The following is a 16,808-nucleotide window of genomic DNA, read 5'->3' as shown; positions in this document are numbered from 1 at the left end:
CAAATGAGTTCCCTGCTTCGTAATATCCTCGCCATCTCTTCGCTGGCCGCTCTGGCCGCTTGCTCGTCGGGCGTGAAGCTCGACGACCAGGCTAACGCCAACAAGGGTCAAGCCACGGACGCCCGTGCTGTTGCCCCCGTCGACGCCTCGGCTGACGAACTGAACAACCCGAACGGCCCGCTCGCCAAGCGCAGCGTGTACTTCGGCTTCGACCAGTACAGCGTCGATGCTCAGTACACCCCGATGCTCCAGGCGCATGCTGCGTTCCTGAACAAGTACTCGCAGCGCCACGTGCTGGTGCAGGGCAATACCGACCCGCGCGGCACGAGCGAGTACAACCTGGCACTGGGCCAGAAGCGTGCCGAATCGGTGGTGAAGGCGATGTCGGCACTGGGCGCCAACACCAACCAGATGGAAGCCGTTTCGCTGGGCAAGGAAAAGGCAACGGGTACGGACGAGGCCAGCTGGGCTCAGGACCGTCGCGCCGATCTGGCTTATTGATTGAATCGTCATGACGTCTCGTTTGCTTAAAAACATGATCTGCGCGGTGACGCTCGGCACTGCGGTGCTGAGTCCGCTGGCGCATGCCGGATTGTTCGATGACGACGAGGCGCGCAAAGCGATCCTCGATATCCGCAGCCGTCTGGATTCGGACAAGCAGCGGATCGAGGGGCTCACGCGCAACGTGCTGGATTTGAACAATCAGATTCAGCAGTTGCAACGTGATCTGGCCGACCAGCGCGGTCAGAACGAAGATCTGAAAAACCAGCTTGCGAACCTGCAACAGAGTCAAAAGGATTTCTACAACGACCTCGACGGTCGATTGAAGAAATTCGAACCGCAGCAGATGACCGTCGGCGGCGTGACAGGCACCGTCCAACCGGGCGAGAAAGATGTCTTTGACGCCGCGCTGACGAAATTCCGCAATGGTGACTATAAGGGTGCGCAAACGGCATTCCGAACCTTCTCGGCCAAGTATCCCGACAGCCCGTATCAACCCGAAGCTCAGTTCTGGCTTGGCAATGCGCAGTACGCCAACAAGGATCTGAAGGGGTCGACCGCGACGCTGCAGGGGATCGTGACGAAGTACCCGACGAGCCCGAAGGCTGCCGAGGCAATGCTGGCAATCGCCAGTAACCAGGCGGAATCCGGGCAGATTGCGTCAGCGAAGAAAACGTTGCACGATTTGGTGGCCAAGTACCCGGACAGCGAATCGGCGGCCGAGGCCAAGAAACGTGTGGCCAAGCTGAAGTAAGACGTCTCGCGGGAGACTGCGCGAACCAGCCTGCCGTGTGAGGTCACTCGTCAAACGCATAACGCCGCCTTTGGGCGGCGTTGTCGTTTCCAGCGCATGCCGGATCACCGTCGTTGCCGTCATCGTCAACGCTGCCGCGACCGCCAGGCGCTCCCATCCTTCCGGGCTTTGCGGATGCCGACCGCGACCTCAAGTAGAATACGGGCTTTGCAAGCGTTCGAAGCGCGGCGTCTCAGGGGATGTGTGCGGGTCCGATTGGGTCTGCAGGGCATGACGACCGCACCCGCGATGTGATCGCGCGCAGACTGCGCGCGGCACGTCTGATAATTACCATGCCGGCTACGCCCCGTGGCTCGCGACAACGAATCGAACGGCCGGGCACGGCCGCCATCGCCTTCTCGCCTAATGACCGACGTCGATCTCACCGCCCTCTCCCACACCGTCGTGTGGTTCACCTTTGCGCTGGCCTTCGTGTTTGGCGCTGTGCTGCAGCGCACGCATTTCTGCACGATGGGCGCGCTCTCCGACATCGTGAACATCGGCGATTGGAACCGCATGCGGATGTGGTTGCTCGCCATCGGTGTCGCGACCATCGGCACGGGGGCGCTGGCGTCGCAAGGTGTCATCGATCCTATCAAGGCGATTTACACGACGCCGCGCTTTACCTGGCTGTCGTATCTCGTTGGCGGCTGGCTGTTCGGTTTCGGCATGGTGCTGGCGTCCGGTTGCGGCAGCAAGACATTGGTGCGCATCGGCGGTGGGAATCTGAAGTCGCTGCTGGTTTTCGTGATGATCGGTCTGTCGGGCTACATGACGCTCAAGGGCTTGTTCGCGGTATTGCGCGTGACGGCCATCGATAGCGTGCAAACCACGTTTGCGACATCGCAGGATCTGCCGACATTGCTGGGCGGCTGGTTCGGTGGCGACGTACACCGCGCACAGCTCATTCTCGGGTTGGCGATTGGCGGGGCGTTCGTGATCGCGGCGCTCGCGCGACGCGAATTCTGGACGTTCGATAATCTGCTGGGCGGCCTCGTCGTGGGCGCGATCATCGTGGCGTTGTGGTACGTCTCGGGCAAGTTAGGGTACGTGGCGGAGAATCCGAATACGTTGGAGGAGAGTTTCGTTGCCACGAATTCCGGGAAGATGGAAGCGTTGTCGTTCGTCTCGCCGCTCGCGTACACGATGTATTGGCTGATGATGTGGAGCGACACGAGCAACGTCATCACGTTGGGCATTTCGAGTGTGTTGGGTGTGATTGCCGGGTCGTTCGTCTATGCACTGGTGTCGCGCAATTTCCGTTGGGAAGGTTTTCAGGGCACGGAAGACACGGCAAACCACATGGTGGGTGGCGTACTGATGGGCTTCGGCGGCGTGACGGCCTTGGGCTGCACGGTCGGTCAGGGGTTGTCGGGCGTATCGACGCTGGCGCTGGGGTCGTTCCTCGCGACGGCGGCGATTCTCGTGGGCGGCGTCTGCGCGTTCAAGTACCAGATGTGGCGCATTGAGCGCAGCGTTTGAGCACAAGCCGCGCACAACCGCTCGAATCGCGCCAGAAAGAGCCGCCGTCGCGCCGCCCAGGTATTGACACTATGGTGACAGCGCCGCTATAATTTTGGTCTTCGTTGGGTCGTTAGCTCAGCTGGTAGAGCAGCGGACTTTTAATCCGTTGGTCGCAGGTTCGAATCCCGCACGGCCTACCAAACGAATTCAGGGGGTTACAGGCGCTTCGCTTGTAACCCCTTTCTCGTTTCCGGCGTCATGGAACCACCTTGCCGGCGGATTGCGTCAAGGAGACGCTGGCGCAACCGGCGCTACGCGCTGGCATACCACCTCACAACGCCCCGTCCCCCGCATCTCCTTTAGCGATCGTCGTCCTCGACATGGTCGCCGCTCGCCGGCGCAGACTCTCGTTGGACGGCTTGTCGCTTGCACTTGACGTGGTAGGCCGTCAGCACTGCATGCGCCACCATGTCCAGCGCGGGGCGCGTCTCGCCGTTCTTGTCAGTCCATACCTTCGGCGTGAGCGCACCAGACAGCGAAACAGAATCCCCATCATCCAGCGCTAGCAGTGCGGCCCGCGCATCATCGGCAAAGGCAATTACGTTCACGAACAGCGCCTCGCCGTCGCCCCCGGCCGCGAGAACCTTCGCAGTGGCATATGCCGTGCCGCCTTGCCCTTTGCGCTCAGCGGGCGTTCCGTAGACCTTCCCACCAATCAGACCATCAATCATCTTTCACCTCGTTATCACGCGCGACTGCCGCCCACGCTTCATTTGAACCCTCGAACGTCGAACCATACCCGTTCCACACGCCGGCGTGTTGGATACCCGTGAAGCAGCGCCTGAAACACCGGACAAAATCGCCCACTTGAACCAACGGGTCGACATAGAACGTAGACGAACGAGATTCTCCAGGAGGCAGTTGAATGCAGCCGTGCAGAAGGTGGTGAGCCGCGACGCGAAGCTTACCGGGATGGAAAATCGCGTCGCGTTTGCGTTGCGCACGCTATCCGAAATCAAGCGGTTGAGCGACAAGGGTTCAGGCGATACGGCCAACGAGACACGCAGGTTCGCCATGCGATGGATTTAGCAATTCTAGTGTGACGCTGCGCCCGGAATTTCGGGGCAAACGCCATCAAGGACAGCACGCCGGCAACATGTGATGTGACTTGGCATACTCCCGCAAAGCGTCATTCATTCGCGTCTGCCACCCGTCGCCCGACGCCTTGAACGCCTCCACCACATCACGATCAGCGCGCATGTTCAGCGTCACTTTACGTTGACCTTCCGGCAACGCCGGGCGTCCGCGACGCTTCAACACAGCATCCGCGCGCCCTTTCCCCAACACCTCGGTCAGCACTTCGCGCGCCGGACGCATCTGCCCCAACTGCTGGTCGGTCAACGGTGGGTTATCGGGATCCGTCTCGGCGGCACGCGTGATGGCCGTATCCTCGGCGTCGGTCATTGGGGGGGGTCTACGTTTCGTCATACTTTCGTACCTCGCGTCGGTTGGCTTTGCGAAGGCTGATCACTCGAATCGATTCGTCTCGCACTGTCAACACCATCACATGGAGTCTGTCCCCGAGCGGGCCAAGCGCAACAAACCGCGTTTCGTTGTAGTTGGCGCGCGCGTCGATCTCAAGCAACGCAGCCTCCAAGTCGAAAAACTCGGCAAGCGCCAGCGACAGTCCATGTTTTCTACAGTTTGCCTCGTCTTTCGCTGGATCGAACTCGATTTGCATTGATTTATTGTATGGGCATTAATTTACATACGTCAACGATTTTTTGTATGGACGGAAATCCACGACAAGACACCCGTTGACGAGCCGAACCCATCATCGCAGCAACACCGAATTCGAAATCTCAGCAAACTCCGAATCTACAACCGCCACCCGCAGGAACTCCGACAACTTCAGATCTCCCTAGTCGTATCCGCTCCCGCTATTGCTGCGCAAACCGCCCCACGAGCGTTCTCCCTGTTGCAGGCTCGGGGAGCGACAACATTCGGAGAATATCGAGACCTTGTAATCGTGCATCATCGCATCGCGGGCAGTCGATTCGCAGCCGACGTTCGTCACCGTGCCAGTCACGATCACGGTGTCGATGCCGCGCGCGGCAAGGCGTTGATGCAGGTCGGACGAGCCTTGGATAAAAGCGCTGAACCGCGTCTTGTCGACCATCTCATCCGCATCGCGAACGTCGAGCGGCGGATACAACGCGTGTCCGGGATGTCCGTCGACCAAGGTCTCGCCCAGACTCGCCCCCCCATCCCGCGCCGAATTCGTCGAAGCGCTGCCACGGCGCTTCGCCTGGCACGACCTGCGTGTGACGAATCCAATACACATGACCACCCGCCTCACGCAGCGCGCTCGCGAGCCGATTCACATTCGGCACGATCTCGCGCGCCATCGGCAATTCGCCGGGAAAGCCTGGGGCGACAAAGCCGTTCTGCAGGTCGATGATGTTAAGCGCGGCGCCGACAAGATCGCATCCCTGGCGTGGGGATGATTTTCTCAGGCATCGCTCGGCCATGAGCGGCGAAGTCCGACTATGCGGATCGTCTCGGACGCGCCCCACGCTGCGATGAGGCCACGGCGCCGGTCTGACGGCTCTCGATGACATCCCGCGTGCGCTGTGAAATCCGCGACGCGGCCTCCTTGATCGATTCAACGAGCCGGTCGAGATTGGCGAACTGCAGACGCGGCGTCGGCACGATCACCGCGAGCGCGCCGACCGCCTCCCCTGAGTCGTCGGTAAACAGCGGCGACGCCAGCGCCGAAATCCCGACTTCGAGTTCGTCTTTCGAGAGATAAAAGCCCGCGCGCCGAATCCTGAGCAGCGATCCGCGGAAGTCCTCGAGCGTCGTACCGAGTCCGCTCTGCGCGATGTCCTCGGCATATTGCTCGAACAACCCCGCGAGCTTGGCCTTGGGGAAGGTCGACAGGATCGCCTTCGACGCGGCACCGAGAAAAAGCGGACGTGGACGCCCGCGGCCGTATCGGAGGTCAAGCGATGCGTCGTGCGTCTCTCGATGGGTGTCGACAAGCTCGTTCCCGTACCACCGAGACATCACGGTGTCGAAGCCCGAATGCTCGCTCAGCTCGCGCATGATCGGCCGGCCGACCGCAAGCAGCGGGTCGGACACGCGCAAGTGATAGTCGAGCTTGATGATGCGAGGCCCAAGCCCATAGTCCCCTCCTGCAAAACGCACGAGCAAGCCCGCATCCACCAGCTCTCGCACATAGCGGTAAGCCGTCGGAATCGAGCAATCGAGTTCGGCGCCAACGTCTTCGGCGGACAGGAATAGCTTGTCCTCGGAAAAAAGATCGAGGATGGATAAGACTCTCGTGATGCTCGACATCTGGACAGTGAACCCTGTGGACGTGCGTGAATTATAGCCAGAGCGAGCGGCCGCCTGGTCGGCCCATTTGCACATGCAAAGCGCGCGCGAGGGTCGGACACTCCCCGCAGCATCACGCGAAGCCCGACCCCGATTCAAGCGACGACGCATTGCCCCCTGCTTTTCGTCACCTGATCACACAAGCCCCATGCGTTCCGCCATCTCCGCCTGCCAGACGCTTCGAGGCCGGAAACCAGGCAGGGTGCGCGCATGGCGCTCGACATCCGCCATCAGTTCGGCGTCCGGCCGGTCAAAGTCGACCGGCACACGCATCGGCTGGTCAACGTACCACGGCGTATCGATGAACAGTTCCAGCCGGTTGCCCTCCGGATCTCGTGCATAGATCGACACCGCATTACCGTGGGTCACGGGGCGGATCTCGTCGAGCCCCTCCGCCACAAACTTTTGGTGGAACTGCCTGAGCGTCGCAAGACTGTCCGCCTCCAGCGAGATCTGGTTGATCGGATTGAACGCCAGATGCGCCGGGCGCCCGCTCGCAAGCACGATCTGGTGGTGTACCGCCGGATCGCGACTCAGAAATACCAAGCGCACTTCGCCACTCGGCGTCTGCAACTTGCCACGATCCGTCACGGTGAACTCCAACACCCGCGAATAGAAATCCTCGACCCGCGCCATGTCGTTCACATAGAACCCCATGTGGCTCAACGAGAGACCCTGCCGCTTCTGCTTCATCCCTTCCATGCCTGTCTCCGATAGTGATAAACCCTAACGAAAAACACGTTGTGTCATTCGTTAAATCTAGTTTATTCTCAAAATACGATAAACACACTACTTTTTTACGGCGGTGTGCGGATCAAAACTACCGTTATTTATCATCGGAGCATCAATGAAACTCGTCAGCTTCTCCACCTCTCAGGGTCCTTCGTTCGGCGTGGTTCGCGACGACGTCATCTTCGACCTGGGCAAGCGCCTTGATGGGCGCTTCGCGGACCTCAAGGCGCTGATTGCCGCCGACGCCTTCAGGGAAGCGGCTCAGGCCATCGAGGGCGCGCAGGCCGACTACGCGCTCGCAGACGTGGCGCTGCTGCCGGTCATCCCCAATCCTGAGCAGATCTTCTGCGTCGGCCTGAATTACGCCGAGCACGTCAAGGAAACGCATCGCGAAGTGACCGAACAGCCCGTGATTTTCATGCGGCTACCCGCCTCCCAGGTCGGCCACGCTCGGCCGATGCTGCGCCCGCCCGAGTCTCAGCAGTTCGACTACGAGGGCGAGATCGCGGTCATCATCGGCCGCGGCGGACGGCGCATCGCCGAAGCCGACGCCTGGCAGCACATCGCGGGCTACGCCTGCTACAACGACGGCTCCGTGCGTGACTGGCAGCGTCACACGACGCAGTGGGGGCCGGGCAAGAACTTCTATCGCACCGGCGCGTTCGGGCCGTGGATGGTCACGCGCGACGAGATCACGCCAAACGCGCTGATGACGCTCGTCACCCGTCTGAATGGGCAGGAGGTGCAGCGGGCAACCACGGAGATGCTCATCCACGGTATCGCCAAGCAGATTGCCTATCTCTCGACGTTCACACCGCTTTTCGCCGGCGACGTGATCGTGACCGGCACGCCGGGCGGCGTGGGTGCAAAACGTAACCCGCCGCTGTTCATGAAGCCGGGCGACGTGGTCGAAGTGGAAGTGGATCGCATTGGCGTGCTGCGCAATTCGATTGCCGACGAAGCGTAAAGGTCGTGGCCGGGTGCGGCACGCCGCGCCCGGTGTCTGAACAGCGGGAAACGAACATGTCAAATCAAACTATTCCAACGCCTACATGCGACTACGACGTCGCGATCATCGGCCTCGGCCCCACCGGCGCCACATTGGGTAATCTGCTTGCGATCCAGGGGTTGCGGGTGCTGGTGCTGGAGCGCGACAAAGACATCTTTGCGCTGCCCCGCGCGGTGCATTTCGATGGCGAATGCATGCGCGTGTTCCAGACGATCGGGATTGCAGACGCCCTGCTCCCCAACCTGTTCGTCGGCCCGGGAATGAAGTTCGTGAACGCGCAAGGCCAATTGCTGATCGACTGGCCACGTCCGACCCACATAGGCCCTCACGGCTGGTGTGCCAGCTACAAATTCCACCAGCCCGATCTGGAGAATGCATTGCGCGAGCGCCTCGCGCAGCAACCCAACGTTGAAGTCCGTCTGCGTCACGAGGTGTTTTCCCTCGACGAGACAGCCGACGGCGTTCAAGTCCGCTTCGAGGACACGCGTTGCGGCAAACTGGGACACACCACCGCACGATATGTCGTCGGGTGCGACGGCGCGCGCTCCATTGCGCGGCGCTTCATGGGCACCGAGCTGACGGATCTGAAATCGCACGAACGCTGGGTCGTGGTAGACGTGATGCTCAATGCGCCACGGCCTGAACTGGGCGACGTCTCGATTCAGTATTGCGATCCGGCGCGGCCGACCACTTATACGCGAGGCCCGGGCAACCGTCGTCGTTGGGAAATCATGGTGATGCCTGGCGACGATTCGACGCAACTCACAACCCCGGAATGGCTGTGGGACAAGCTCGCTCGCTGGATCTCGCCGGCCGATGCACGGCTCGAGCGCTCAGCCGTCTACACGTTTCACTCCGTCGTTGCCAACGGGTGGCGTCGTGGCCGGTTGCTTCTGGCGGGAGACGCCGCGCATCAAACGCCGCCCTTCATGGGCCAAGGCATGGCCGCCGGCATTCGTGACGCGTCGAATCTCGCATGGAAATTGGGGGCCGTGCTTCGCGGTGAAGCCTGCGACACGCTTCTCGATACCTATGAATCGGAACGCTCGCCGCACGTACGCGAATTCATCGAGACCGCCGTCCAGCTCGGCGCGGTCATTCAGACCACTCATCCTGAGCTTGCGAACGCTCGCGACGACGAGATGGCCGCAGCGATCCGCAATTTCGTCACGCCGCAACCAAAGCTTGGGCCGGGGGAGTGGGTGGACGACCCCTCGGGCACTGCGGGACAGATTGCCCCGCAGCCTCGCCTGAACGACGGACGGCGGCTTGACGACGTCGTCGGCTACCGATTCGCACTGGTTGCCTTACCGGAGTTGCTCAGCGAGTGCCCGGATCTGCCGGATCAGGCGGCCCGCGCGGATGTCGAACTGATCGCAAGCGACGAAGCCTCGATCCGCGAGTGGTTCCGGTCAACCGGCGCCGTCGCCCAATTGGTGCGCCCGGACCGCTACGTATTCGGTGTCGCGCCTGACAGGCATGCCCTGGCACAACTGTTTGAAGAGACACTGACTCATCGGCGCACGGCAAACGCCTGATCGGCCGCCATCGCGCACGCACACCCCTCGTTGGACAAAGAAGCCAACCCTTTCTGGAGACGTCATGGAGACAACCCGCAACCCTGTCGGCGAACTTGGCCGCTCACCCTCCGCCGGCCTGACACGGTCCCAATGGAAGATGATCCTCATCGCGAGCCTGGGCGGCTCACTGGAGTTTTACGACTTCATTGTGTACGGCTTTTTTGCGCAGTACATCGCCGCGCAGTTCTTTCCGAACGCGTCGGCGCTGTTGAGCATGCTCGCCGCCTACTCCGTGCTGGCCATCGGCTATGTGATTCGACCGCTCGGCGGCATCGTGCTGAGTAGCTGGGGAGATCGTTATGGCCGCCGGCCGGTCTTTCTCGGCTCCATCGTTGTCGTGACCACCGCGACGATTTGCCTGGGTCTGCTGCCGAACTATGCGCACTGGGGGATCACCGCGTCGATCCTGCTGATCGTCCTGCGCATGCTTCAGGGGTTCTGTGTCGGCGGGGAAATGCCCGGCGCCATTACGTACGCCGTGGAAGCCGCGCCGCATCGCGCCGGCCTGGCTGCCGGCGTCATCATCTGCGCGGTGAACGTGGGCGTGTTGCTTGCGACCATCGTCAATCTCGTCATCCAGAGTTCCCTGTCGAGCGCGGATGCCGCGGCGTATGGCTGGCGCGTCGCCTTTTTGTTCGGCGGCCTGTGCGGCATCGTGTCGTACTGGATGCGACGCAACCTCGACGAGTCGCCGGAGTTCAAGAAGATGCAAGGGGCCGTCATCAAGCAACCGTTTCGCGAAACGCTTCGGCACCACGGTAAATCGGTCGCCGCTGCCGCGCTTACGATCGCGGTCATGGCCGGTGTCAATGGCATCCTGTACGGACACATGCCGGCTTACCTCGTGCAACAACTTCACTATGCGCCCCGGACGGCGGCGATCGCCCAGAACGCCTATCTGATCGTCAGTTCGTTTGGCCTGCTCGCCGCGGGCTGGCTTGGCGACAAGGTGCCGCGCCGGTATCTTCTGCGTGCGTCGGCGGCGTTGCTGGTGGTATTGAGTTATCCGTTCTATTACGCGCTGGTCGGCCACACCGTGAATCTGGTGACCCTGTTCATCCTCGCGGGAGTGGTCTTCTCGCTCGCCAGCGGTACGTGGGCGTCCGTGCTTGCCGATCAGTTCCCGGTGCAGGTGAGGTTCAGCGGCATCGCACTTTCGTATAACGCCTCCGTCCTCGTCTTCAGCGGTTTCGCGCCGTTGCTGGCGACCATGCTGATCCGCGAGACCGGCTCACTGGCCGCACCGGCGTACTTCGTGATCGGCGCCTGCGCGATCGCGTTGCTCGCGAGCTTTGCCCTGCCCGCCAGCCAATCGACATCGCCACGCGCATTGCCGACGGACCGGCGCGGCGCCGAACCATCGCGCTGAACCTGCACCGCCGCACCGCCACGTGTACGGCGAAAGTCACTGATTGTGCCTTTCGCCGCCTGCACTCGCTCAGTCCGCGTGAGCCCGATCGAACGCCCACACTTCGGGGAAGCCCATCAACTCGCACATTTGCGAGAACGGATACAGGGCGTTGTCGATGCTCATCGTGCCCTTGCCGGCCTTGATCTGCGCGTACGCGTGCTCAAGGGCGCGCGCGGCGGCCAGGAAGCCCGTCGCCGGATAGATCGCGATGGAGAACCCGAGCGACTGCAATTGCGCCGGCGCCAACTGTGGTGTGCGTCCGCCCTCGACGATATTGCACAGCAACGGCACATCGAAGGATTTGCCGATCGTCTCCAGCTCCTCCACGCTCTCGGGCGACTCGATGAACAGGACATCGGCGCCCGCCTTCACATAGGCCTCGCCCCGGCGCAATGCCTCGTCCAATCCGAGCGACGTGCGGGCATCGGTACGCGCCACGATCTGGAAGTTCGCGTCGTCGCGCGTCTGCGCCGCGACCTGGATCTTCTTGACCATATCGCCGGCCGGAATCACGCGGCGACCCGGCGTGTGGCCGCACTTCTTCGGAAATTCCTGGTCTTCAAGCTGAATCCCTGCCGCCCCCGCCCGCTCGTAGCCACGCACTGTGTGCATGACATTGAGCAATCCACCGTAACCGGTGTCGCCATCGCAGATCAACGGCGTGCGGCTGTTGCCGCAGAACGCCGTCACACGATTGACCATGTCGGTATAGGTTGCCAGGCCGGCATCGGGCACGCCCAGATACGAGGCCACCGTACCGAAACCGGTCATGTAGAGGCAGTCGAACTGCATCGCGTCAGCCATGGCGACCGAGATCATGTCGTAAATCCCCGGCGCGACCACAATGTCTTGCCGAGCCAGTTTCGCTTTGAGTTGACTACGTTTTTCTTGGGCGTTCATCACAATTCCAATAAGTCGGTGAAGCAAGATTTCCGACGCGCGGGGCGCTCGACCCACGCGTCGTTTCGAATCCGGACGCCATATTGCGCCAGACGTCAGCGTTGCGATTTCCCAGAGAATTCCGACTCGCCGAGACCGGCCGTTCCAAGCCCGCCCGCGTTCGGTGCGATGTCCTCCAACGAGCGGCGGTTGGTCTCGATGCCGAACAGCGCAAGCACGATCGACATGGCCGCCAGCACGCACGCAATCGTCGTGAGAACCTGCTGGATGCCGCCGGACGCGTAGAGTGCGACGACCATCTGCGGCGCGAGAATCCCGGCGATCCGGCCGGCACAGCCCGCCACCCCATTGCCGCGCATGCGGTTCTCCGTCGCGAACAGTTCGGGGCAATAGGTTGCAATGCCGAGCGCGACCATCAGATAGGTCAGCGTGAACAGCAGGAAGCCGAGCGCGGTCGCCATCTCCACGCTGCTCGAGTGGCCATAGGCCCATCCCACCACCGCCGCGAGTGCCGACACCGCGATCATGCCGTTCTTGCGACCGATCCGGTCGGCCACGAGCACGCCCACCAGCGCGCCCGCCGGACCGCCGAGCGACATCAACGTGGTGTAGCCGAGCGACGACGCCATGCCGATCCCCTGCTTCATCAGGAACGTCGGCACCCAGACAATGAAACCGTAGATCACCACGTTGACACCGATCTGCACGCAGATCGCCACCACCGTTCGACGAATCTGCGAAGGTGTAAACAAGTCCAGCAGCGTGGTGGGTCGCGTGACGACCGGTGGCATCTGGCGCACCGGGGGCAATACGCCGCCGCGCGCGGACTCGGCTTCGGCCGCACGCAGGATCGCGTCGGCCTCGTCGAAACGTCCCTTCGATTCCAGCCAGCGCGGCGACTCGGGCATCTTGGCGCGCACGAACCACATGACCAACGCGCCCACGCCCACGATCGCGAACATCGCGCGCCAGCCCATCGAGGGAATGATCAGATAACCGAGGAACGTCGAGAAGAACAACGCCGAATTCGTGATCAGCGACAGGTAGGCCGACCACTTGCCGCGCACCGCGGGCGGCACGAATTCACCGAGCGAGCCGTAGCCAACCACGATCTCAGCGCCAAGCCCAAGCCCCATGAAGAAGCGACAGACGATCAGCCACGTCATGTTGGGCGCGAATGCACCGGCGAGCGACGCCAGACCAAAGATCGCCAGGTTGAACTGATAGGTGAACTTGCGTCCCTTGCGGTCACCCAGCACACCCGCCGTCAACGCGCCGAGCAGCATGCCGACGAAGGTCGCCGACAGAAACGTGGCGTTGAGCTGCATCGTCGACCATCCGCTCTTGGCCAGGGCCCCCAGCACGCCGCCAGCCAGATAGATGTCGAACGAATCGAGGAACATGCCGCCCCCGATCAGCCACAGGATCCGGCGATGGAACCCAGAAATGGGCAGCCGGTCCAGCCGGGGCCCCGCGTTTATCGAACTCAACATGCGCTGTCTCCTCCGTCGTTATTGACGTGATGTTTTCGGGTACTGCTGATGGAACAGGCTAATCCCCTGCCAATGCGGGCGCGACGGTGTCGCCCGCCGGCGTGCGTGACGCACGGCCCAGCACCACGCTCTGCGCCGCAGCGATATGGCAGCGCACGATCGCCTCGGCCCAGACGCCGTTGCGCTGTGCAAACGCGTCGACAATTTCGAGGTGCTGTCGTGCGCTGCGCTCGCGGTCTTCGGGGTTGTAGGTGTCGAACGTCCACTTGACGAGTGGCGTCTCTTTCATCGATTTGAGAGAGCGGTCGAGGCGGCCGTTGCCAGCGCCGCCGCTGATGATCGCGTGGAAGGCATCGTTAAGCGCAAACCAGCGTTCGGTCAGCGCCGCCGTCGGCGGCTCGCGCGCAATGTCGAACATCGTCACGGCCAGTTCGCGCAGCCGCGCGACATCGTCGTCGGTCGCCCGTTGCGCCGCACGCCCCGCCAGATACGGCTCGATCAGCAACCGAGCCTCGAAAATCTCGCGCGCGTCCTGCTCGGTCCACGCCCGCACACGTACGCCATAGTTGGGCACCGCTTCGACCCAGCCCTCCGCATCAAGCCGGCGCAAGGCCTCGCGCACCGGCGTGCGGCTCACGCCGAAGCGCTCCGCCAGTTGGGTCTCACGCAGATACTGCCCCGCGGCGTACTCATGTTCGGCCAGCGAGGTCTTGATGGCCAGGTAGACATCGGCCGAGGACAGGGTAAGCGGCGCAGACGACATTGTATGCAATGTTTTAATATTTACGAGATTACCCACTAACATCAGGCGAATTTTGTAAACATTGTATGCAATGTTGCGAATCGCTGGATCGGTAATTCCCCCTAGATATTTCGTTCCAGTGGCAGCGATGTAACGAACCAATGAAGACCTGTAATGACCCACTGAAAACCTGCTCAGGTGTTAACCTTCGAGGACAAACACATGAGCATGAAGATGGAAGACGAGATCAAGCGGTGGACGGCCAAGCGCAAGAGCGCGTTGGTGCTCGACATTATTCAAGGCAAAACCACAGTATCCGAGGCGAGCCGGTCGTTTGACCTCACACCCTCGGAAGTCGAATCGTGGGTCGAAGACGGTAAGCGGATCAATGCGCTGCCAGCAAACCCGCTGGACGTTCGGGAGCAATACGAGCGGCAACTCAAAGACCTGCAAGAGGCATACGGCGAGGCGATGCTGGAGCTGCGCGCCAGAAAAAAATTGCAGTCCCTGCTGGGCGAGGACGAGAAGTGATCGAGACGATCCGCCAGGGACTTCAAGCCGACGGCATCACCGTCTCGATTGCCAAGCTGTGCCGATGGTTCGGTGTGCCGCGCCGCACTGCGTATTATCGATCCGTGAAAGCACCCGCCAAAGTACAACCGCGCTTTGCCGAACCCATCAAGGCACTGATCGAGGAGTCACCGTCATTTGGTTATCGGACGGTGGCTTACCTGCTCGGGTTCAACAAGAACACCGTGCAGCGGGTCTTTCAATTGAAAGGCTGGCAGGTCAAGAAGCACCCAATCGGCTTCCGGCCTCGCATACAGGCGCTGCCCTCGGTGGCGACGGCGCTGAACGAACGGTGGTCCCCAGAGCTTTGCCGCATTTGGGCCGGCGGGGATGGCTGGGCGACGTTGGCACTGGTGATCGACTGCCACACGCGGGAATTGCTCGGCTGGCACCTGTCACGCAGCGGCCGTGCGACGACGGCTGGCAGTGCGCTGGAACAAGCGCTGATTGCTCGCTTCGGTACGTTGGGCCGAGTGCCAGCGCCATTCCTGTTACGCAGCGACAACGGATTGGTCTTTACCAGTCGCAGTTACACCGCGCTGGCGCGCAGCTACGGCCTGCGCCAGGAATTCATCACCCCGCATTGTCCACAGCAGAACGGCACGGTCGAGCGCGTCATCCGGACGCGCATGGCGCAACGTGCTTACCGCCATCGCTTCGAGACGCTGCAACACGCCAGCCGTGTAATCGGCGACTGGATTCAAGTTCTACAACCATCGACGACCGCGCCAAGCGCTGAAGATGATGACCCCGGCCAAGGCTTTTGCTTTAGCCGCCTGACCTGAGCAGGTTCCGCTGGGTCATTCCAGCGGATTGACCCAGCGAGAACCTGCTTAAATCAAAATAGCGAGCCTGAATTTGCCACCGTCACCAACCGTCAGAAATTTATGCGTTCAGCCTCGACGACCAACGGCAATTTCCTCACATGAGTATGAATTGCGCCGATGTACTCGCCAAGCAGACCCAGAAACATCATCTGGATCGCACCGAAGAAGAACATCCCGATGAGAATTGGGGCAGTGCCCAGAACGAAGGAATTCCAGAAAAGCAACTTTGCGACCAGATAGCCAAACGCAACCATCAGGCTGAACATTGCGGTGACGAAACCCGTCATGGCCATCAGACGCAGGGGCACTTTGGAATGCTTGGTGATGCCGAGCATCGCCATGTCATACAGTGAGTAGAAGCTCTGGCTTGTAACTCCACGCAACCGTCGCGGCTGCTTGAACGCCACCGTGGCGATCGGAAAACCAATCTCGCACACGAGTCCCCGGAAATATGGGTATGGATCATTCAGGGAACGCAGCACGTCGAGTACCGCGCGGTCAAACAGTCCCGATCCCGTCGCGTTCTGAACCAGAGGAACGTCGGAGATGCTCGACACGATCCGGTAATACAGCCTTCGGATGCGGAACATCAGAAACGACTCTTCGCTGACCGGCTTGACAGCCATCACCGTCTTGAAGCCCGCCTCCCATTTCTCGACGAACTCACGAATGATCTCCGGTGGATCCTGCAAATCCGACGCGATCAGCACCGCAGCATCGCCGCTGGCTTGCAGCAACGCATGAAAAGAAGACCGGACGTATCCAAAGTTCCGCGCGTTGACGATGACCTTCACGTGTGGATCGACCGCAGCAATGTCACGCAACATGGCGACGGTATCGTCCGTCGAGCAATTGTCGATGCACAGGTGCTCGTAATCATAGGGCAGGCCTCGCATAACGACAGCGATTCGTTCGCACAATTCGGCGACATTCTCCTGTTCGTTATAGAGCGGCGTGACGATACTGATGCGTTTACTCATTGCAATTGAAGACGAATCGGCTATGGAGAAGATAGGCTAGTAGTGCGAGCGGAACAACCAGCACAAGGCCGCTCAGATAAGGGTTGATCCCGAGGCGAACCAGCACGGCGAGCGCCATCACATTCACGATATATACCGCACAGTAGACAAGAATGAAGCGCACGATACGCGAATTATCGCTGGATCGAAACACCAAAGCGCCAGTGCTCTTGAAATTGAACAGCGTCCCGAGCACCGTGGAGACAGCAACGGCGAGGCTGTAATGGAGCCCAATCCGAATGCAGCCAACGAATATGCCGTAGCCGAATAGCGTATTAATGCCACCAACGAAAAAATAGTTGGCAAGACGGCACTCTCCACGAAGTGTAGCGCCTGCCGCCGACCTCACCCGAGCCAACATATTGTCA

The 16,808-nt window shown here is 61.1% G+C and carries 21 protein-coding genes, 1 tRNA gene and 1 pseudogene; 11 read left to right on the top strand and 12 right to left on the bottom strand.

Annotation, left to right across the window (positions count from 1 at the left end):
• Positions 1-3 precede the first annotated feature (3 nt).
• The 4 genes from BGP02_RS14030 to BGP02_RS14015 all read left to right on the top strand — a co-directional run bounded on the left by BGP02_RS14030 (position 4) and on the right by BGP02_RS14015 (position 2,958).
• The gene (locus BGP02_RS14030) at positions 4-501 is read left to right on the top strand and encodes an OmpA family protein (protein WP_017235174.1); all 498 of its coding nucleotides are present in this window, start codon (positions 4-6) and stop codon (positions 499-501) included.
• A gap of 10 nt (positions 502-511) precedes the next feature.
• Positions 512-1,255 (top strand): tol-pal system protein YbgF, encoded by a 744-nt coding sequence (ybgF, locus tag BGP02_RS14025; protein WP_261938834.1) that lies wholly within the window; start codon positions 512-514, stop codon positions 1,253-1,255.
• 405 nt (positions 1,256-1,660) lie between these two features.
• Complete coding sequence (locus BGP02_RS14020; RefSeq protein ID WP_150564634.1) at positions 1,661-2,776, top strand: YeeE/YedE family protein; 1,116 nt, start codon at positions 1,661-1,663, stop codon at positions 2,774-2,776.
• A gap of 106 nt (positions 2,777-2,882) precedes the next feature.
• A tRNA-Lys gene (locus tag BGP02_RS14015) sits at positions 2,883-2,958 on the top strand.
• 159 nt (positions 2,959-3,117) lie between these two features.
• On the opposite strand, the gene BGP02_RS14010 is transcribed toward BGP02_RS14015, so the two are convergent.
• Positions 3,118-3,489 (bottom strand): single-stranded DNA-binding protein, encoded by a 372-nt coding sequence (locus tag BGP02_RS14010; RefSeq protein WP_017232391.1) that lies wholly within the window; start codon positions 3,487-3,489, stop codon positions 3,118-3,120.
• 190 nt (positions 3,490-3,679) lie between these two features.
• On the opposite strand from BGP02_RS14010, the gene BGP02_RS14005 reads away from it, so the two are divergent.
• Positions 3,680-3,847, top strand: a complete 168-nt coding sequence (locus BGP02_RS14005) for a hypothetical protein (protein ID WP_017232392.1) — start codon at positions 3,680-3,682, stop codon at positions 3,845-3,847.
• Between the two features lie 45 nt (positions 3,848-3,892).
• Here BGP02_RS14005 and BGP02_RS14000 read toward each other — a convergent pair whose 3' ends face one another.
• The 4 genes and pseudogenes from BGP02_RS14000 to BGP02_RS22355 all read right to left on the bottom strand — a co-directional run bounded on the left by BGP02_RS14000 (position 3,893) and on the right by BGP02_RS22355 (position 5,172).
• Complete coding sequence (locus tag BGP02_RS14000; RefSeq protein ID WP_286798749.1) at positions 3,893-4,222, bottom strand: BrnA antitoxin family protein; 330 nt, start codon at positions 4,220-4,222, stop codon at positions 3,893-3,895.
• A 10-nt stretch (positions 4,223-4,232) separates the two neighbouring features.
• A complete protein-coding gene (locus BGP02_RS13995) occupies positions 4,233-4,499 on the bottom strand; it encodes a BrnT family toxin (RefSeq protein ID WP_017232394.1) in 267 nt (88 codons plus the stop codon).
• Positions 4,500-4,679: 180 nt separating this feature from the next.
• Positions 4,680-5,033, bottom strand: a pseudogene (locus BGP02_RS13990) (cysteine hydrolase family protein); the annotation flags it as partial.
• Positions 4,939-5,172, bottom strand: coding sequence for a hypothetical protein (locus BGP02_RS22355; RefSeq protein WP_353744109.1), 234 nt, complete (start codon positions 5,170-5,172; stop codon positions 4,939-4,941). The gene BGP02_RS22355 and the pseudogene BGP02_RS13990, both read right to left, overlap by 95 nt.
• Between BGP02_RS22355 and BGP02_RS13985 the strand changes: the two genes are divergently transcribed.
• Positions 5,101-5,265 (top strand): hypothetical protein, encoded by a 165-nt coding sequence (locus BGP02_RS13985; protein WP_017232396.1) that lies wholly within the window; start codon positions 5,101-5,103, stop codon positions 5,263-5,265. The genes BGP02_RS22355 and BGP02_RS13985 overlap by 72 nt on opposite strands.
• A gap of 40 nt (positions 5,266-5,305) precedes the next feature.
• Here BGP02_RS13985 and BGP02_RS13980 read toward each other — a convergent pair whose 3' ends face one another.
• Entirely contained in the window at positions 5,306-6,118 is an 813-nt protein-coding gene (locus BGP02_RS13980; protein WP_017232397.1) for an IclR family transcriptional regulator, read from the bottom strand.
• Between the two features lie 174 nt (positions 6,119-6,292).
• Positions 6,293-6,859, bottom strand: coding sequence for a VOC family protein (locus BGP02_RS13975; protein WP_150564200.1), 567 nt, complete (start codon positions 6,857-6,859; stop codon positions 6,293-6,295).
• Positions 6,860-7,004: 145 nt separating this feature from the next.
• Here BGP02_RS13975 and BGP02_RS13970 point away from each other — a divergent pair, with 145 nt between their 5' ends.
• From BGP02_RS13970 to BGP02_RS13960, 3 genes are all read left to right on the top strand, one after another.
• A complete protein-coding gene (locus BGP02_RS13970) occupies positions 7,005-7,856 on the top strand; it encodes a fumarylacetoacetate hydrolase family protein (RefSeq protein WP_261938837.1) in 852 nt (283 codons plus the stop codon).
• A 56-nt stretch (positions 7,857-7,912) separates the two neighbouring features.
• Positions 7,913-9,436, top strand: a complete 1,524-nt coding sequence (mhpA, locus tag BGP02_RS13965; RefSeq protein WP_286798747.1) for a bifunctional 3-(3-hydroxy-phenyl)propionate/3-hydroxycinnamic acid hydroxylase MhpA — start codon at positions 7,913-7,915, stop codon at positions 9,434-9,436.
• Positions 9,437-9,500: 64 nt separating this feature from the next.
• Positions 9,501-10,847, top strand: coding sequence for an MFS transporter (locus BGP02_RS13960; RefSeq protein ID WP_286798746.1), 1,347 nt, complete (start codon positions 9,501-9,503; stop codon positions 10,845-10,847).
• 69 nt (positions 10,848-10,916) lie between these two features.
• Here BGP02_RS13960 and BGP02_RS13955 read toward each other — a convergent pair whose 3' ends face one another.
• The 3 genes from BGP02_RS13955 to BGP02_RS13945 all read right to left on the bottom strand — a co-directional run bounded on the left by BGP02_RS13955 (position 10,917) and on the right by BGP02_RS13945 (position 14,045).
• Positions 10,917-11,789, bottom strand: a complete 873-nt coding sequence (locus BGP02_RS13955; protein WP_261938840.1) for an isocitrate lyase/PEP mutase family protein — start codon at positions 11,787-11,789, stop codon at positions 10,917-10,919.
• A 95-nt stretch (positions 11,790-11,884) separates the two neighbouring features.
• Positions 11,885-13,282, bottom strand: coding sequence for an MFS transporter (locus BGP02_RS13950; RefSeq protein WP_017232403.1), 1,398 nt, complete (start codon positions 13,280-13,282; stop codon positions 11,885-11,887).
• 58 nt (positions 13,283-13,340) lie between these two features.
• Positions 13,341-14,045 carry a GntR family transcriptional regulator gene (locus tag BGP02_RS13945; protein ID WP_017232404.1) on the bottom strand — a complete coding sequence of 235 codons (705 nt, stop codon included), beginning with the start codon at positions 14,043-14,045 and terminating at the stop codon, positions 13,341-13,343.
• Positions 14,046-14,246: 201 nt separating this feature from the next.
• Here BGP02_RS13945 and BGP02_RS13940 point away from each other — a divergent pair, with 201 nt between their 5' ends.
• Entirely contained in the window at positions 14,247-14,555 is a 309-nt protein-coding gene (locus BGP02_RS13940) for a DUF1153 domain-containing protein (protein WP_286798745.1), read from the top strand.
• Positions 14,552-15,379 (top strand): DDE-type integrase/transposase/recombinase, encoded by an 828-nt coding sequence (locus tag BGP02_RS13935; RefSeq protein WP_286798744.1) that lies wholly within the window; start codon positions 14,552-14,554, stop codon positions 15,377-15,379. Before BGP02_RS13940 ends, BGP02_RS13935 begins: the two co-directional genes overlap by 4 nt.
• A 92-nt stretch (positions 15,380-15,471) precedes the next feature.
• Here BGP02_RS13935 and BGP02_RS13930 read toward each other — a convergent pair whose 3' ends face one another.
• Both BGP02_RS13930 and BGP02_RS13925 read right to left on the bottom strand, forming a co-directional pair.
• Positions 15,472-16,401, bottom strand: a complete 930-nt coding sequence (locus BGP02_RS13930; RefSeq protein WP_286798743.1) for a glycosyltransferase family 2 protein — start codon at positions 16,399-16,401, stop codon at positions 15,472-15,474.
• Complete coding sequence (locus tag BGP02_RS13925; RefSeq protein ID WP_286798742.1) at positions 16,394-16,801, bottom strand: GtrA family protein; 408 nt, start codon at positions 16,799-16,801, stop codon at positions 16,394-16,396. The genes BGP02_RS13930 and BGP02_RS13925 overlap by 8 nt, the downstream gene beginning before the upstream one ends.
• Positions 16,802-16,808: the final 7 nt, after the last annotated feature.

This window comes from Pandoraea sp. 64-18 (assembly GCF_001899225.1).
GTDB classification, from domain to species: Bacteria; Pseudomonadota; Gammaproteobacteria; order Burkholderiales; family Burkholderiaceae; genus Pandoraea; species Pandoraea cepalis.
Note: the sequence above shows the minus strand (reverse complement) of the source record. Positions and strands in the feature narration are given on the sequence as shown.

Excerpts from the sequence above, each read along its gene's own strand:
- BGP02_RS13930 (WP_286798743.1), bottom strand. The coding sequence starts at position 16,401 with ATGAGTAAACGCATCAGTATCGTCACGCCGCTCTATAACGAACAGGAG.
- BGP02_RS14000 (WP_286798749.1), bottom strand. The coding sequence starts at position 4,222 with ATGACCGACGCCGAGGATACGGCCATCACGCGTGCCGCCGAGACGGAT.
- BGP02_RS13955 (WP_261938840.1), bottom strand. The coding sequence starts at position 11,789 with ATGAACGCCCAAGAAAAACGTAGTCAACTCAAAGCGAAACTGGCTCGG.
- BGP02_RS14010 (WP_017232391.1), bottom strand. The coding sequence starts at position 3,489 with ATGATTGATGGTCTGATTGGTGGGAAGGTCTACGGAACGCCCGCTGAG.
- BGP02_RS13945 (WP_017232404.1), bottom strand. The coding sequence starts at position 14,045 with ATGTCGTCTGCGCCGCTTACCCTGTCCTCGGCCGATGTCTACCTGGCC.
- BGP02_RS13995 (WP_017232394.1), bottom strand. The coding sequence starts at position 4,499 with ATGCAAATCGAGTTCGATCCAGCGAAAGACGAGGCAAACTGTAGAAAA.
- ybgF (WP_261938834.1), top strand. The coding sequence starts at position 512 with ATGACGTCTCGTTTGCTTAAAAACATGATCTGCGCGGTGACGCTCGGC.
- BGP02_RS14020 (WP_150564634.1), top strand. The coding sequence starts at position 1,661 with ATGACCGACGTCGATCTCACCGCCCTCTCCCACACCGTCGTGTGGTTC.
- BGP02_RS13970 (WP_261938837.1), top strand. The coding sequence starts at position 7,005 with ATGAAACTCGTCAGCTTCTCCACCTCTCAGGGTCCTTCGTTCGGCGTG.
- BGP02_RS13950 (WP_017232403.1), bottom strand. The coding sequence starts at position 13,282 with ATGTTGAGTTCGATAAACGCGGGGCCCCGGCTGGACCGGCTGCCCATT.
- BGP02_RS13940 (WP_286798745.1), top strand. The coding sequence starts at position 14,247 with ATGAGCATGAAGATGGAAGACGAGATCAAGCGGTGGACGGCCAAGCGC.
- BGP02_RS13925 (WP_286798742.1), bottom strand. The coding sequence starts at position 16,801 with ATGTTGGCTCGGGTGAGGTCGGCGGCAGGCGCTACACTTCGTGGAGAG.
- BGP02_RS13980 (WP_017232397.1), bottom strand. The coding sequence starts at position 6,118 with ATGTCGAGCATCACGAGAGTCTTATCCATCCTCGATCTTTTTTCCGAG.
- BGP02_RS13960 (WP_286798746.1), top strand. The coding sequence starts at position 9,501 with ATGGAGACAACCCGCAACCCTGTCGGCGAACTTGGCCGCTCACCCTCC.
- BGP02_RS13975 (WP_150564200.1), bottom strand. The coding sequence starts at position 6,859 with ATGGAAGGGATGAAGCAGAAGCGGCAGGGTCTCTCGTTGAGCCACATG.
- mhpA (WP_286798747.1), top strand. The coding sequence starts at position 7,913 with ATGTCAAATCAAACTATTCCAACGCCTACATGCGACTACGACGTCGCG.
- BGP02_RS14030 (WP_017235174.1), top strand. The coding sequence starts at position 4 with ATGAGTTCCCTGCTTCGTAATATCCTCGCCATCTCTTCGCTGGCCGCT.
- BGP02_RS13985 (WP_017232396.1), top strand. The coding sequence starts at position 5,101 with ATGACCACCCGCCTCACGCAGCGCGCTCGCGAGCCGATTCACATTCGG.